This is a genomic window from Acidihalobacter aeolianus (assembly GCF_001753165.1).
Taxonomy (GTDB): domain Bacteria; phylum Pseudomonadota; class Gammaproteobacteria; order DSM-5130; family Acidihalobacteraceae; genus Acidihalobacter; species Acidihalobacter aeolianus.
This window is the reverse complement of the sequence record NZ_CP017448.1, coordinates 1,773,659-1,788,209: the sequence shown is the minus strand read 5'-3', so window position 1 is coordinate 1,788,209 and position 14,551 is coordinate 1,773,659. Positions and strand designations below refer to the sequence as shown.

Below are 14,551 nucleotides of genomic sequence, written 5' to 3'. Positions count from 1 at the left end.
ATGGCTAGCGCATCGGCGGCTACAGGCGCCCAGGTCTACCGACGCCTGTTACACGAATCCCTGCAGCATTGGCCCCATTTGTTGCTGGCGGTCGTCGGCATGACCCTGACTGCCGCTACGCAACCCGCCATGGCGGCGCTGATGAAACCGTTGCTCAACGGCGGCTTCGTCGAGCGGGATATGCATACCATCACGTGGATTCCATTGGCGCTGGTCGGGCTGTATTTCGTACGCGGCGTGGCCAGTTACATCGCGGCCTATTTCATGGCCTTCGTCGGGACGCGCGTCGTCATGGATCTGCGCGGGCGCATGTTTGACCGCCTGCTGCATATGCCGGTGGTGTTTTTCGACAATGCATCGTCCGGCGAACTGCTCGCCAAGCTGACCTACAACGTGGAGCAGGTGGCGGGGGCCTCGACGAGCAGCTTCACCATTCTGGTGCGCGACACCATTACCGCGCTGGGGCTGATGATCTGGGTGGTCTACCTGAGCTGGAAGCTCAGTCTGGTGTTCCTGGTCCTGATCCCGATCATTGCCCTTATCGTCAAATCCGTATCCAAGGTCTTCAGGCGCTTGAGCCACGGCATTCAGGACGTCGTCGGCGAGGTGACCCACGTTTCCGAGGAGATGATCGAGGGTCAGCGGGTGATCAAGCTGTTCGGCGGCGTCGATTATGAGACGCGCCGTTTCGCCGAGGTCAATCAGCGTAGCCGCTGGCTCCAGCTGCGTTCCACGGCCGCTCAGGCGGCAAGCCTCCCGGTCATGGAGTTCATCGCCGCGATCGGTATCGCCTTCATCGTCTACCTCGCGACTTCGGGCACCCTGTTTGAGTCGATGAACGTCGGCAGCTTCGTGTCCTTCGTCACCGCCGTACTCATGCTGATGGAGCCCCTGCGTCGCCTGGCGCAGATCAATCCCACGCTGCAGAAGGGGATCGCCGCGGGCGAGACCATCTTCGCGCTGCTGGATGCCGCGCCCGAGCGCGATACCGGACGTCAGATGATCGAGCGCGCCCGCGGGCACATCGAATATCGCGACGTGTGCTTCGCCTACGACAAGGACAAGGGCGACGTGCTGCGGCATATCGACCTGAACATCGCACCGGGCGAGACCGTGGCCCTGGTCGGCCGATCGGGCAGTGGCAAGAGCACCCTGGTCAATCTGCTGCCGCGCTTCTACGAACTCGAGCGCGGCCAGATTCTGCTCGACGGGATACCGGTCGGCGAACTGCTGCTCGACAACCTCCGCGCGCAGATGACCTATGTCGGCCAGCAGGTCATCCTGTTCAACGACACCATCGCCGCAAACATCGCCTACGGCGCCCAGGGTGGCGCCCCGCGCGAGCGCATCATCGGGGCGGCGCGTGCCGCGCATGCCTGGGAATTCATCGAACAGTTGCCCCAGGGGCTGGACACGCTGGTCGGCGAGAACGGTGTGCTGCTCTCCGGCGGCCAGCGTCAGCGGCTGGCCATCGCACGCGCTCTGCTCAAGGACGCGCCGATCCTGATTCTGGACGAGGCCACCTCGGCCCTGGATACGGAATCCGAGCGTCACATCCAGGCGGCCCTGGACGAACTGGTGAAGGGACGGACCACCCTCGTCATCGCACACCGTCTGTCCACGATCGAGAACGCGGACCGCATCGTGGTGATGCAGCGGGGTGAGATCGTCGAGATCGGCGCCCATCGCGAACTCATCGCGCTGGACGGGATATACGCGCGCCTGCACCGCATGCAGTTCCGCGAGGAAGCCGCGCCGCAGGTGCCGGCCGAGGAGGGCGGTTGAGCGGTTCGGCGCGAGCGCCAGGGGACTATGGTGCCGCCTGGTGGCCGGTCTGGCGTGCCAACTGGCGCGACCGGCGCAACGGACTGCGCGCCTCCGCGCTGGCACGCAAGGGTTACCTGCGGCCGCCGCAGGGCGAGGGAAAGGTGGTCTGGATCAAGGCCGGACGCAGCCGCGACTCGGTGCGCCTCGCCTGCGAACTGCTGGGTGCGCTACGCGAGCGCCGGCTCGACATACGCATCGCGCTGACCTTCGAACACGACTATGCCGACATCATCGAGCCGCGCGTGAAGGGCTTGCGCAAGATCGGCCTGGGCTACGGACCGAGCGATCGTCCTGTCGCGGTCCGTCGCGTGATGTCGCGCCTGAATCCTCTGGGGCTGATCCTGGTCGATACGGTGCCGCACGCCAATCTGCTCCAGGCGGCGCAGGCCGCCGGCACCCATGTGATCGCCTTCAATACCGCCCCTGCGCCAGTTGCGCTGGAAGCGGCGTATCCGCGTGATGCCGCGCAGGCCGAGGCTTGGCGTACGGGCGGCAGGGCCGCGGCATTGGCCGATGCGGCCGATCCTCTGGCCTTGTTCGCCGAGGCGCAGGTCGATACCACTTTGCGCAGCCTCGCAGGTGCCGGGCGCGATGGGTTGAATCTCTGGTGGTGGCACGACGATGCCGGCGCCACGATCGCCGATGCGATCGCGTACTGGCGCCACTCTGCGCTCACGCAGGCCGGTGTGTTCTTCGTATCCGGTCGGGTCGAGCATGGCATTGCCCGCGAAGCGCTGAACATCAGTGCCTGGGACCGTGCACCGTTGCCTGCCGGGCAGGTGGTCGTGGTCGACGATCCACGCTGGTACGCGGCCGTTGCCAGCGCCGCCGCCGGCGGCTACCTCGATACGCATGAACGCTCGACCCTGTGGCAGGCATTGGCAGGTGGCTGTGCGTTGCTCGCGGGCGAAGCGACCCGCGCATTGTGCCCTCGGTTACCGCTCACCTCGGCCGAATCCAGCGACGCCGTTTGGCGAGACTGGGCCACCCTGCAAGAAGATCCCCTGAATGCGCGCCGACGCGGTGACGCCGGCCGACGTTTTTTCTGGGAGGAGCGCAGACGGGTACAGGGTGCTATCGATGATTTTCTCACCCGTGTATTCGATTGGTAAATATATATAAACATGGGACTAGGTAACATACTTCAAGCTCAGTGGTACACGGATGGCCCGCTTGCTCGGGCACTTCGCCCACTCTCCGTCCTGTGCGAACAGACTGCCCGCCGGCGTAGGCGTCGCTATCTGGATGAGCCGCCTGCACGCTGGCCTGTACCCGTCGTGGTGGTAGGCAATATCATGGTCGGCGGGACGGGAAAGACGCCCATGGTCATCTGGTTGGTCGATTGGCTGCGTGCTCAGGGCTGGAAGCCGGGTGTGGTCAGCCGGGGCTATCGCGCCAGTACAGGTGGCGAAATGCCGCATTTGGTGTCTGCCGACGACAATGCGGTTGCGGTCGGCGATGAGCCGCTGTTGATTGCCCGGCGTACCCGTGTGCCCGTGGCGATCTGCCGTCGTCGTCCGGCCGCCGTCGAGATGCTGATAGAGGGGCATGGCTGCGACATCGTCGTCAGCGACGATGGGTTGCAGCACTACCGGCTGTGGCGTGACATCGAAATTGCCATGCTCGACGGTCGCAGGCGTCTGGGCAACGGGCGTTGCCTGCCGTCGGGGCCGCTGCGCGAACCGGCCGACCGACTCGACGAAGTGGATTTCGTGCTCATCACAGAGGGAAGCCCCGCGCCGGGAGAGTTCAGCGTGAATATCGTCATGGGCGAGGCCAGGCGAATCGGCTCCCTGGATGAACTGCGCCCGCTGACGGCTTTCGCGGGAAAGCCGGTGCACGCCGTTGCCGGCATCGGCAATCCCGAGCGGTTTTTCGTTGCGTTGGAACGGGTTGGGCTAAGAGTAATCCGACATTCCTTGCCAGACCACCACCCGGTTGCCCCGAGCGATATCGCCTTTGGCGATGGCCATGTCGTGCTCATGACGGAGAAGGATGCCGTAAAATGCACGGCGTTTGCATCGCCCGACATCTGGTATGTACCGATCGAGGCCATGCCCGAGCGAAATTGGATAGGCGCCTTCGGTGAGCGTCTGAGGAGTGTGCTCAATGGACAAGAAACTGCTTGATATTCTCGTGTGCCCGGTCACCAAGGGGCCGCTGATCTATGACAAGAAAAAGAACGAACTGATTTCCAGGTCGGCACGACTTGCCTATCCGATCCGCGACGGTATCCCCGTGATGCTTGAGGAAGAAGCGCGCACCCTGACCCAGGAAGAGGTCGAGTCGCTCTAGTCCGGCACTGCAAACTGGAGTCGCCTGAATGGGTTTCCGTATTGTCATTCCCGCGCGTTATGCGTCAACCCGGCTGCCGGGGAAACCCCTGTTGCCGTTGGCGGGACGGCCGCTGTTGGCGCACGTGCACGATTGCGCACTGGCTGCGGGTGCGGACGAGGTGTTGGTTGCGACGGACGATTCCAGGATTGCCCAGGCCTGCGCTGATTTTGGTGCGGTCGCGGTGATGACCTCGTCGGATCATCGCTCGGGCAGCGAGCGGTTGGCGGAGGTGGCAACCATGCACGGCTGGGGTGACTACGATGTAGTGGTCAACCTGCAGGGCGACGAACCCCTGACTCCGCCGTCGATCATCAGTCAGGTTGCGGAGGATCTGCTGAACTTCGCTGACGCCAGCGTGGCCACCCTGTGTGCACCGATACACTCCGCGTCACAGCTCAATGATCCGCACACGGTCAAGGTCGTGCGTGATGCAGCCGGCTATGCGCTGTACTTCAGCAGGGCCCCCATACCCTGGGAACGGGACGTCATAGGCGCCGAGTCGCGCGAAACGCCCATCGGCTGGCGCCATATCGGCCTGTATGCCTACCGCGCGGGATTCCTGCGTCGCTATGTCGAGCTGCCCGCGTGCGAACTGGAAAGCATCGAAAAGCTCGAACAACTGCGCGTGCTTTGGCACGGCGCCCGAATCCACGTGGCCGAGGCCGTGGCGGTTCCGGGGCATGGCGTGGACACCCCCGAGGATCTCCATCTAGTCGCCGCGTTGCTGGCCGAGCGACAAACAGCTCCTCCCTCATAAGTACCAGACGCGCTCGGCGCATACTCGTCCAGTTTCTAAGGTATATACTTCAATCACTTGATTATTTTAGGGGTTAATCGAGCGCCAGAATTTCGGTGTCGCGTTGGGCTCGAGCGGGTCGAGCGGTCCGACGACTGAACCACGAGGCGATTATCGTGTCCAATGACTGCACGCAAAGAGTGAAGCACCAAGGTGGGAAGGCAGGGAGGCATGAGACGTGATCAACGCCGCGATCCGCGCGAACCAGGCAGGTTCTGGCGGATCACGGGCCAAGTAGTCCTGTTGCTGGTCGTTTTCGGGTCTCTGGGCATTGGCGGCTGGCTCACCTACCTCTGGCACACGCTGCCATCGGTGGCGGAACTCAAACACTGGAAGCCAGCGACACCGTTGCGCATCTATGCCGCCAACGGCCAGTTGCTGTCGGTCGACGGCCCGCGTCTGCGCGACACACTGCAGTCCCAGCAAATACCCGATCAACTGCGTAACGCCTTCGTTTCTGCCGAAAACGGTCATTTCTGGAGCCATAACCCGCTTTACTATCCGGTGAGCTTTCCCGGGATACTGCGCGCAGCCTGGATCGACCTGATCCATTTCGCGCCGGTGCAGGGAGCGAGCACCATCCCCGAACAAGTGGCGCGCAACTTCTACCTGTCGCCTGAAAAGACGATTACGCGCAAGGTGCGGGAAATCCTGCTGGCCTACAAGCTTGCGCGCCACTTCTCGCACCGCGAGATCCTCGATCTTTATCTGAACAAGATCTATCTCGGCAATGGCGCATACGGCGTAGGCGCGGCTGCTCAGATCTACTACGGCAAGCCGGTCGACGAACTGTCACTGCCGCAGATGGCCATGCTGGCCGGGCTGCCTGCGGCCCCTGAATATTTCAATCCCCTGGCCAATCCCAAGGCCGCGCGGACGCGCCGCAACTATGTTCTCGGACGAATGCTCGCGCACGGCTATATTTCGCCGCGACAGGCGAGCGAGGCGGAGGCGTCGCCGTTGAGTGCGCAATACCACAACCAGGGGCGCAATCTCGCACGCTATGCCACGCAATGGATCGAAAAGTGGCTGGTCTCGCAATACGGCGCTGACATGACCTATCGCACTGGGCTACAGGTCTATACCACCATCGTTCCGAGGCTGCAGGCGGTGGCGAACAAGGCCGTGGCCATCGGGCTGGAAAACTACTCGATGGGTCTGGATAGCCTGGATCCGAAACATTACCGGGGACCGATCGCGCAGCTCAGCGAGACGCAGATCACCCAGGCGCTCAATGGGGTTCGCCCCGCCGTTCTGCCGCCGCAGGACCCGGCCAACCTGCATTGGGGCGTGGTGTTGTCCGCTTCCAAGCGGAAGGCTCGTATCTCCCTGGAAGGTCAGGAAACCATCATCCTGGGTGAACGGGGCGTCGCCTGGATCAACGAGCCGTCCGGCGGCGGGACGCCAACGAAGCCGGTGGATATCGCCAAACTGCTCAAGCGAGGCGACCTTGTCTGGTTACGTCATTACGTAGATCCTGGCTGGCCCCAAAATGGCGAATACTGGCGTACGGCGGTATGGAAGACACCTGCCCCCGGCGAGGCCGGATGGCAGCTTACGCAGATACCGGACGTGCAGGGCGCCCTCGTCGGCATGGACAATTCCACCGGCGCGATCGTTTCGGTCGTGGGCGGATTCAGCTATGCGCTCAGCCATTTCAACCGCGCGCTATATGCCTACCGCCAGCCGGGATCCTCATTCAAGCCGTTCGTCTACGCCGCTGCGCTCGACGGTCCAGAGCTGCTTGCGCATGGCCGCTCGGATTATTTGACACCGGTCTCGCTGGTGGAAGATACGCCGCTCAAGGTCAAGCTGCCGAACGGCACCTACTATAAGCCGATCAATTACGAGAAAACCTTTTCCAAGACGCCCATTCCCCTGTGGAAGGATCTCGCAGATTCGATCAACGTCCCCAGCGTACGCATCCTCATGCACGTGGGTATCCCGTATGCGATCAACTACGCCAAACAGTTCGGTTTCAAGTCCTCGCAGCTGCCCCCGGTGCCGTCGCTGGTGCTGGGTGCGGCCGACGTGACCCCTCTGCAGATGGCGCGGGCCTACGCCGTTTTCTCCAACGGGGGATTCCTGGTCAAGCCCTACCTAATCACCAAGGTGGTCAATGCGAACGGCGACGATCTGCCGCTCAAGAATTGCGCACTTTGTGTGGCTCAGCCGCCCGATAAGCCGGCCATCACGCCCGGGGTTGCCTACCTCATGACGCGGATGCTGCAGCGGGTGATCCGTGACGGCACCGGTGTTGCTGCCCGGCCGCTGGGTCATCACCTTGCCGGCAAGACGGGGACCACGAACGATGAGAAGAATGCCTGGTTCGTTGGCTATGGTCGCCACTATATCGCCGCTACCTGGGTCGGTTTCGATAACAATCAACCCATGGGGCATTGGGCCGCGGGCGCGCGCGAGGCGCTGCCGATCTGGATTCATTACATGAAAGCGGCTCTGGCGGGCGAAGGCGATTACCCGTTCTTCCAGCCCGAAGACGTCACCCAGGCCAGCGTGAACCCGAAGACCGGCACCCTCGAGTCGAATGGCGGTGAGGTGTTCGACTTCTTGTCCGGGTTCCTGCCACCGGCCAGCATGCCGGCATTCCCGATGCTGGGTGCGTCTGCCACGTCGCTGCCGGGTGCGTCCCAAACCCCCATGCCGCCGGGCAACGGCAGCGGGAATTTCCTGCAGCAATTCGGCAACGCGCCGCTGCAGAACCCGTCAGCTTCAGGCAATGGGCCGCTTGGCAGCAACGCGACGCAAAACGGCAGCAATAGTGGGCCGCTCTTCTGAGCGGTTGATCCGGACGACAGGAATCAGGCCAGGCGGTACTGCGCCATCCAGTAATACTCGTGCCTTGTGATCTCGATTCCGCTTGCATGGGGAAAGAGATCACTGCGCAGTTCTTCGTCCGTCGGGAAATTCTTCAGGACTTCGTACTCGGAACCGTCTTCGAGTCGCCTGATTTGATACGTGTTGCCTTCCTCGTCGCGCCTTGAGATCGGCGTGTTGCTGCCTGTGACGAAGGCATTGTCCAGCATGACGACCCTGGCTCCAGGGGCGAGCCTGGCATGAAAGGTCTGCAGAAATGCCTTCTTCCTGCTCTGGGGAATGTGTGACCACCAGAAACCGTGAAATCCCGCCGTATACGCGCCGGTAACGCTCTCAAGTGCATACGCGTCGTCTTGCCGGAACTCGACGGTGCAGGGGGCATAGTCCTTACGGCGAGCGAGATCGAGTACCTCGCTGTTGGCGTCGGTAACCAGGATACTGGCCGCCGATTGTGCCGTGACGGCGCTCCAGTAGCCGGTGCCGCAGGCGACTTCCAGCAGGTGTTCGCCCGCGAAGGTCGTGGACAATACGTTCCTCAGCAACCTCAGATCGCGCTGACGCTCCGGTTTGTCGTAGATCCGTTCGTACTCGGCGGCGCGCCTAGCGTAGTAATCGAGCATGTGGAGGTGTTCGCCCTTGGCAAAGCGGGGCAGGTGAGGCGATGGAGATTTTACGTAGGGTGGGGCGCATGATGCCAGCCTACCAACCCATCACGATGCCTCGCAGGCCTTTCGCGGACGCGTTCAACTGTCAATCCGGGTTCCGTCCTCATCGAACAACATGACCGATTCGCTGTCTTCGTCGAATATCTTGATTCCTGCGCGTTGAAGCTGCCCGTTGGGGTGATATTCATAGCGATGTTCCAGTTCCACCTCGCCATAAACCACCTTCTGGCACAGGATCAGCCGGTCGTCGCCGTCGAAATACCCGCGAAAATAGGTATTGCGGTTATCCAACGCCGAGTCGTCGAGCGGGTTGACCAATTTCAACGGTAGCGTCACACCGGTATATGACGTGAAGTGATGAACCGCCGATCTGATCTTCCATCGATCAAGCTCCATGATACAGGCAAGGGGGTACGGGCAAGGGCGAGCGGGGTCATGCGATTCGCTCATGCGGGTATGCCTTCCACCCACGCATTGGCCCATTGCGCTGCTGCCAGCGGGTGGTTGGGAGTTTTCCTTGCATCCAGTGTGCAAACATCACCCAGGCGCTTGGCACCGGCCATATAGAGTGCGCTTTCCAGCATGAAGCCCGCTTGGGCGAATTGGCGATATCCACTATCCACTGTCACCGAGCGCGATCACGCCGTAATAACGGCCATGCAGTTCGATGGCACCGTCGTCCAGTGCCAGAAACAGCGGGTAGATATTGCGCGGCAGTTCGCCGTCGCCGGTGGTCGAACAGCAAACCAATAGCACCTCTTCGCCGTCCTGCAGCAAATCAGCGTACCTGGGTTCCTCGTTTACACGTACTTCATGCCCCTGACGATTGAGTACATGCGCCACAGCCATGGCCGACTGCAGGGCCATGCCGTTGACGCTGCCGACCAAGATTTGAATCTTTGCCACTTCCGCCACCCGTAATTGCCTACGAACGCGTCCATGAATGCAGAATTTCTGCCATGGGATAGCGATGGCCGGTTCGGCGAGGCAGATCAATGTCCTCCATGGCATCTCGCCGCATGCGCCCGCGTCTACGCGCACAAAGGGTACGAATTGCCACAAGCCGGCGTTCGCGAATGTCGCGGATACGACAAAAGATTCGCCGCGGATGCCCTGGAAAAGCGATATACGGGCTTTGCGCGGCTGGTATGCCGTTTGCAGCGTTGGGAACCGGCAAGCAAGCGCCTGCGGCTTAGATACCTCATTCATTACACGGACCGTCTCACACGGGGAGAATCGTATGCCAGCCACCTTCGAGCTCAGGAAAAACGACGAGCAACAGTACTACTTCCATTTCGTCAACGGCGAGGGCGACCTGATCCTGATGAGCAGCGAATATGCCGACAAGGGTGAAGCTGAGCAGGCCATCAAGGATGTGCGCGTAGGCTCACTCGTGTCCGAACAGATCGCGGCAGGCAAGGTGCCGGCCGGAGAGTTCTTCTTCGTGATCAAGGACGGCACCGGGCAAATCCTCGTCAAGAGCGTGCTCTACAGCAACACCATGCACTTCGACAATGCGCTGCACACGGTCAAGGACAATGCCTGCGTCGCCGAAATCGTGGATCTGGCCGCCTGATGGCTGCAGTGACACGCGGACTTGCGTGATCCTTATAACCTCAAAGAGTCGTAGCGATGGGAATCGAATTCGTTCTCGAGAAGGAACTGGCCAGCATTGGGATCACTGTCACGGAGTTCGCCACCATCACGGGAATCATCAACGCCGAGATCGGCCCCGGGAAGTTCAGCGAACTGTTCAACACCATGATGGGCAAGATGACGCAGACGTACGAGGTGGTCACCGCCAATCTGCAGCCTTTCGTAGACCTGGATACCGAGGACGACTTCAATGCGCGCTTCGATGCCCTGGTGTCATGGTACAGCGAGCGTTATCTGCTGGAGATCAGCAAGGCACGGGCGTATGCCGACGATGCCTATGAGGACTATGTCCATCTAGTGTGCATGCGCGAGGCTAAAACAGGATTCCCGTTGCTGAAGCGGACCTTCACGCGATTGGCGGAACTGACCGATAAATGGATCACCAATGATTATTGGCTGGCCATGTGCATCGACACCGTCTACAAGAAACTGCCGCGTCTGCTGAGCGAGATTGCCGAACTCAAACAGAAGGACCCCGAAGACGCCTACAAGATTTACCGTGCCGCCTTCAGTGATTTAGGCGTCCAATTGACCTTGATAGGGCAGCAGAACGTGCGCTTTAAGGAGAAGGTCATCAGTTAATCAATCCTACGGGTGCGGCGTGCGTTGAGGCGCATTCCCAGGGATCAGCCAAGGCGGCCGAAAAAGGTCATCCGTGCCGGCTCCGAGAGCGCGATCTCGGGCTCGGAATTATAGGCAAGCACCACCAGAATACGTGTCTTCCCGCCAATGACGGGGGTCACCCGATGCATGGAATTGCGACCGCGGAACAGGACCAGCGTACCCGGCGTGATATCGAGTTGCTCGACCCCGGTTTCATGGTCGAGTACCTTGGCAACGCCACCGAAATTCAACTCGCCATGATCCGCATCCCGCAAATCCCTGACATATTCAAACTGTCCACCGCTTTCCGGTGACTGTAGAAGCAGGGTGATTGCGAATTCCGAATTGTCGAAGTGCCAGCCAAGTTCCTGGCCGTCGCTGGCGTAATGGACATTGATGGAGGACAGCGGATCTGCATACTCGTACAGTGCTGCCTTACCAACGATACCCGCAACGCATCGACGGAATTCGTCCGAAAAATAAATGGTCTTCAATCCCGAAAGATCAGACACTTGATCTGTCGTAATGCAGCCCTTTGACGATTGGACCTGCCGGTTGTAGATGTGATCGGTGCCTAGTTCAGGACGCAGGTCTGTCAGATAAACATTATGCGTATTCGAGGTGTAATAGGCCTCGTGCTTCTGCGCCTCAGCTTCCGCCGCCAGAGTTCCAACAACACTGCTGCGCAGAAAACCTGGAAGTGTGAGCACCCCGTTGGCGGTAAGCCGCTCAGCACAGTCATTGGCAAATGACTCGTCATCGAGCGGGTAGAGCGAAAAATCAACAAGATCGGTAATTGTCTGAGTCATGCTTCAATTTAGCTTGAATCGGCGGGGGAGAGTCAATCTGAACACACCGCTAGCCATGATGGTAGATTAGCGGGCTTCAATATCAGCCGCTTAGCGGCGGCAAGCCCTGACCCCTGCGAATCCGATGGTTCGCATAATGGATAAATCACCAAATGCGAACGAAATTAGACGGCAGCGGTTTGGAGTAGGGAGGCTGACCGTCGAAAAGGCCGCCAAAATTGTCGACGTCTCAGCACGCACCTGGAGGCGCTGGGAAAGCGGAACCGGAAAAATGCCGCCGGCCGCGTGGAAATGGTTCAGGACGGTCACAGACGGCATTCCCTACGCGCAAAACTGGGAAGGCTGGGGATTTAAGGACGGCAAATTGTGGTCGCCCGAGCAAGACAGCTTCTCACCAGGTGAAATCCGTTCCCTAACGATCCTGCAACAGCTCAGTCGCGGAAAAACCGGCAGTCATCACTTCAAACCCTCAGACCTGCTACTCGGCGTGGACGAACGCGTGGCAGATCACCTGAAACTCATCGGCAAGCTCGACCTGGTCGGACTGATGCTGGCACTCATCTACAGCGACAACCTAAAAATCCCGGAGAGCGAAGAACGCGAGCAGGTCGAGGAGGGACTGCGCAAGCTCATCGCCGGCGTGCAGCGGGTCCAGCACCAGCAAGCGATGGTGACCGCATGAGCGCGCTCACGATGGTGCACACAGGCGGAGATACCGTGGTGATGTGCGCCACGGTCGTGCTCTGGTTCCTGCATAGCCACTACGGACTGTGAGGTGCGCCATGAACGAAGCACAGATCCGTACTCAGATCCTGAACAACGCGCCGAGCCAGCAGCAAGGCCGAGCCAGCTACAAGTGCTATCTGCTGATCCAACTCATGGGCCTCGAAGAGGCACACCAGTTCTTCCGCAACGAAAGCACTTGGGCAAACCACCTGAAAATCCTAACGGCCGCAGGTGTGATCCAAGCCGCGGCCGAAGGCACGCACTGAGGACAACCCCATGGAACAAGCCATCAGCAACACGCTAACACCGCCCAGCGAACTGATCCCGAAAGGCTTCAACCGGAGCTTCGAGGAACTCAAGGTCTACGTCGGCAAACGCTTCACGCTCAAGCAAACGATCGAGAAAACGCACTGGGGCCAACTGCTGTGTTGCGACGAATTGGACGAGAAAGGATGCAGCAAACAGATCAGCGACTACTGGCCAGTAGGCAAACGCGGACTGATCGAAGCGATCAGCTGGCACGGTTACGGCTGCACCGGTGGATGGTGGATCAACATCGAGGCCGAGGGCAGGTACGAAGTGTGGGAAGCCGGATGCCCGGAATGTGGGCCTGACGAACTGTTCCCGTACATCGAGTTCGACCCACCACCCAGCATGGAGGAAAACAAGACCTAAAAACGCCAATCGCTCACGGCGAGAAAATCTCGCCGCGATCAATCGGCACGATTAAAACCAGAAAACCGAAAGGATAAGCGAAATGAATCAACCCATGGCGTTTGAGGAATACAAGGATGGTGGGCGTACGAGAGGCGGCGGCAGGCGCGCTAGCGCTTGCGCCTGTCGCCGCACGCAAGGCCCAGCCAACATAAATCCGACCGAATCAGCCCGCATCAGGGTGACATTGAGGCAAAGCGACAAGCTGTCAATTACACTCGGTCAATCTGTCCGAATTTCTACCGCGATGACCAACCACGAAGACAAACTGACAATGCTGTCCGAAAACAATGCAGCCGGAATTGCACCCAAAAGCCCTAGATTGGAAGGGTGCAGTCAGGATGCCGAAGGTAGCCAAAAGACCGTCAGGATTCCGATCCGTCGGACTAAAGCCCCGTGTTACAAGACACGGGGCTTTGGGCAGGCACCTTCACAGCGGTCTCTGTGGAGGTTCGCATAATGGATATTATGTTAAATAACATCCGGACGTATTTGATCCTGCCTGGTCCCGTGTTCTGCTTCCTTTCCAAGAAGGATTGTCGTGTTTGTGGCAAATGCTACCAACCTTGGGTCCCCTGTTACGGGGGCTGATTTTACTAACTGTTTGTTTCTTTGTATGAATCCTCGGAGACTGTCGACCGGCACAAAGATTGCCCGTATCCATTGGACGTCATGTGATCAATGGAGATGGCTCGTGGTTCTGAACGACTACAAAAACGACAATCTGCTCTTCAATTCCAATTTTCTGGAAGAGACATCAACTCCTGGGTTGAGTGCATACCGAGGCGATCTGGTCATCGTCGACGGAGGGCTGGATGACAAAGGTCACCCTAACCCCCCTCAGGAGATTCTGCGCGGTGCGATACTCCTGGCCGACGACAAACTTCATCTGTTGGTGGGTAGCCTTGATCGAATTGACATGATGCCGCGGTTGTTGGATCGATTTGAAAAGGATTTTGCCAGCGACCTATGCATGATGCTGTTTGTGGTGAATGCCAAGGATCGGGCGATTTACGAAATCGGCAATACCAAGGCGGCCATCATTCCTCTGGTTCAAGGCGTGTGCTGGAACGAGGCCATTGACGAGCTGGCTCTGGAAAAAAGCGATTTCAAGGGCCAGTCCCCGGGAGACAAGATCAAGACGCTTTACCAGGAGATGAAGAGCTATCAGGCGAAGGGTTCGGTAAGGAGCCTGGATGAGTTGCTCGAGGCCGTAACCGATGTGAAGCGCGAGGCTTGGGGCGCCGTCTAAGGCGCCCTTTGTCGACGACAGCAGTCAGTCGGAGGGTGACGATCATGCAGCTCAGCGAACTTCAAAACGGCGATGCCGTCTATGCAACCACGACCATCGTCAACGACGGTTCCGTGCCGGGGTGCGAGCCGAATCAGGTGTTCGCGCTACCCGGTACCATGGGCATGCTGATCAACACGGGGCATGTGGAACTGGAGCCGGATACCGAGCTTTATCTGGTCAGTTTTAGCACCGAGAGTGGTGACGCCGGCCCACCCGTGGCGTGCTTTGCGGACGAGATCAGCCCGCATCCCATCGCCTGAAGCTGTTCCCGTTTTTACGGGTGTTTCCC

At 59.8% G+C, this 14,551-nt stretch carries 17 protein-coding genes; 13 read left to right on the top strand and 4 right to left on the bottom strand.

The features are described from left to right. From msbA to BJI67_RS08170, 6 genes are all read left to right on the top strand, one after another. Nucleotides 1-1,785 (top strand): lipid A export permease/ATP-binding protein MsbA, encoded by a 1,785-nt coding sequence (msbA, locus tag BJI67_RS08195; RefSeq protein WP_070072616.1) that lies wholly within the window; start codon nt 1-3, stop codon nt 1,783-1,785. Next, nucleotides 1,782-2,939 (top strand): glycosyltransferase N-terminal domain-containing protein, encoded by a 1,158-nt coding sequence (locus tag BJI67_RS08190; RefSeq protein ID WP_070072615.1) that lies wholly within the window; start codon nt 1,782-1,784, stop codon nt 2,937-2,939. The genes msbA and BJI67_RS08190 overlap by 4 nt, the downstream gene beginning before the upstream one ends. Before the next feature lie 12 nt (nt 2,940-2,951). Next, on the top strand, nt 2,952-3,956 hold the full coding sequence (gene lpxK, locus BJI67_RS08185) for a tetraacyldisaccharide 4'-kinase (protein WP_070072614.1): 1,005 nt from the start codon (nt 2,952-2,954) through the stop codon (nt 3,954-3,956). Further along, nucleotides 3,937-4,122, top strand: a complete 186-nt coding sequence (locus tag BJI67_RS08180) for a Trm112 family protein (protein ID WP_070072613.1) — start codon at nt 3,937-3,939, stop codon at nt 4,120-4,122. Before lpxK ends, BJI67_RS08180 begins: the two co-directional genes overlap by 20 nt. 28 nt (nt 4,123-4,150) lie before the next feature. Next, complete coding sequence (kdsB, locus tag BJI67_RS08175; RefSeq protein WP_070072612.1) at nt 4,151-4,921, top strand: 3-deoxy-manno-octulosonate cytidylyltransferase; 771 nt, start codon at nt 4,151-4,153, stop codon at nt 4,919-4,921. Nucleotides 4,922-5,131: 210 nt separating this feature from the next. Continuing rightward, a complete protein-coding gene (locus tag BJI67_RS08170; RefSeq protein WP_070072611.1) occupies nt 5,132-7,756 on the top strand; it encodes a PBP1A family penicillin-binding protein in 2,625 nt (874 codons plus the stop codon). 23 nt (nt 7,757-7,779) lie between these two features. Here BJI67_RS08170 and BJI67_RS08165 read toward each other — a convergent pair whose 3' ends face one another. From BJI67_RS08165 to BJI67_RS17800, 3 genes are all read right to left on the bottom strand, one after another. Further along, on the bottom strand, nt 7,780-8,415 hold the full coding sequence (locus BJI67_RS08165) for a class I SAM-dependent methyltransferase (protein ID WP_070072610.1): 636 nt from the start codon (nt 8,413-8,415) through the stop codon (nt 7,780-7,782). A 123-nt stretch (nt 8,416-8,538) separates the two neighbouring features. Further along, on the bottom strand, nt 8,539-8,910 hold the full coding sequence (locus BJI67_RS08160) for a DUF6156 family protein (protein ID WP_197512910.1): 372 nt from the start codon (nt 8,908-8,910) through the stop codon (nt 8,539-8,541). 165 nt (nt 8,911-9,075) lie between these two features. Then, a complete protein-coding gene (locus tag BJI67_RS17800) occupies nt 9,076-9,669 on the bottom strand; it encodes a flavodoxin domain-containing protein (RefSeq protein WP_197512907.1) in 594 nt (197 codons plus the stop codon). A gap of 31 nt (nt 9,670-9,700) precedes the next feature. On the opposite strand from BJI67_RS17800, the gene BJI67_RS08150 reads away from it, so the two are divergent. Both BJI67_RS08150 and BJI67_RS08145 read left to right on the top strand, forming a co-directional pair. After that, complete coding sequence (locus tag BJI67_RS08150; protein WP_070072608.1) at nt 9,701-10,036, top strand: YegP family protein; 336 nt, start codon at nt 9,701-9,703, stop codon at nt 10,034-10,036. A gap of 56 nt (nt 10,037-10,092) precedes the next feature. After that, nucleotides 10,093-10,698: a hypothetical protein gene (locus BJI67_RS08145; RefSeq protein WP_070072607.1), complete on the top strand. Its 606-nt coding sequence runs from the start codon at nt 10,093-10,095 to the stop codon at nt 10,696-10,698. A gap of 44 nt (nt 10,699-10,742) precedes the next feature. Here the strand turns inward: BJI67_RS08145 and BJI67_RS08140 are convergent, their stop codons facing one another. Further along, entirely contained in the window at nt 10,743-11,528 is a 786-nt protein-coding gene (locus BJI67_RS08140) for a 2OG-Fe(II) oxygenase family protein (RefSeq protein WP_070072606.1), read from the bottom strand. Nucleotides 11,529-11,664: 136 nt separating this feature from the next. Between BJI67_RS08140 and BJI67_RS08135 the strand changes: the two genes are divergently transcribed. The 5 genes from BJI67_RS08135 to BJI67_RS08115 all read left to right on the top strand — a co-directional run bounded on the left by BJI67_RS08135 (nt 11,665) and on the right by BJI67_RS08115 (nt 14,522). Continuing rightward, nucleotides 11,665-12,210, top strand: coding sequence for a VC1465 family Xer recombination activation factor (locus BJI67_RS08135; protein WP_156782078.1), 546 nt, complete (start codon nt 11,665-11,667; stop codon nt 12,208-12,210). A gap of 100 nt (nt 12,211-12,310) precedes the next feature. Continuing rightward, nucleotides 12,311-12,520, top strand: a complete 210-nt coding sequence (locus BJI67_RS08130) for a hypothetical protein (protein ID WP_070072604.1) — start codon at nt 12,311-12,313, stop codon at nt 12,518-12,520. Nucleotides 12,521-12,530: 10 nt separating this feature from the next. Beyond that, a complete protein-coding gene (locus BJI67_RS08125; RefSeq protein ID WP_070072603.1) occupies nt 12,531-12,929 on the top strand; it encodes a hypothetical protein in 399 nt (132 codons plus the stop codon). A gap of 733 nt (nt 12,930-13,662) precedes the next feature. After that, complete coding sequence (locus BJI67_RS08120; protein WP_070072602.1) at nt 13,663-14,220, top strand: hypothetical protein; 558 nt, start codon at nt 13,663-13,665, stop codon at nt 14,218-14,220. Nucleotides 14,221-14,264: 44 nt separating this feature from the next. Further along, nucleotides 14,265-14,522: a nitrogen fixation protein NifZ gene (locus tag BJI67_RS08115; protein ID WP_070074046.1), complete on the top strand. Its 258-nt coding sequence runs from the start codon at nt 14,265-14,267 to the stop codon at nt 14,520-14,522. Nucleotides 14,523-14,551 lie beyond the last annotated feature (29 nt).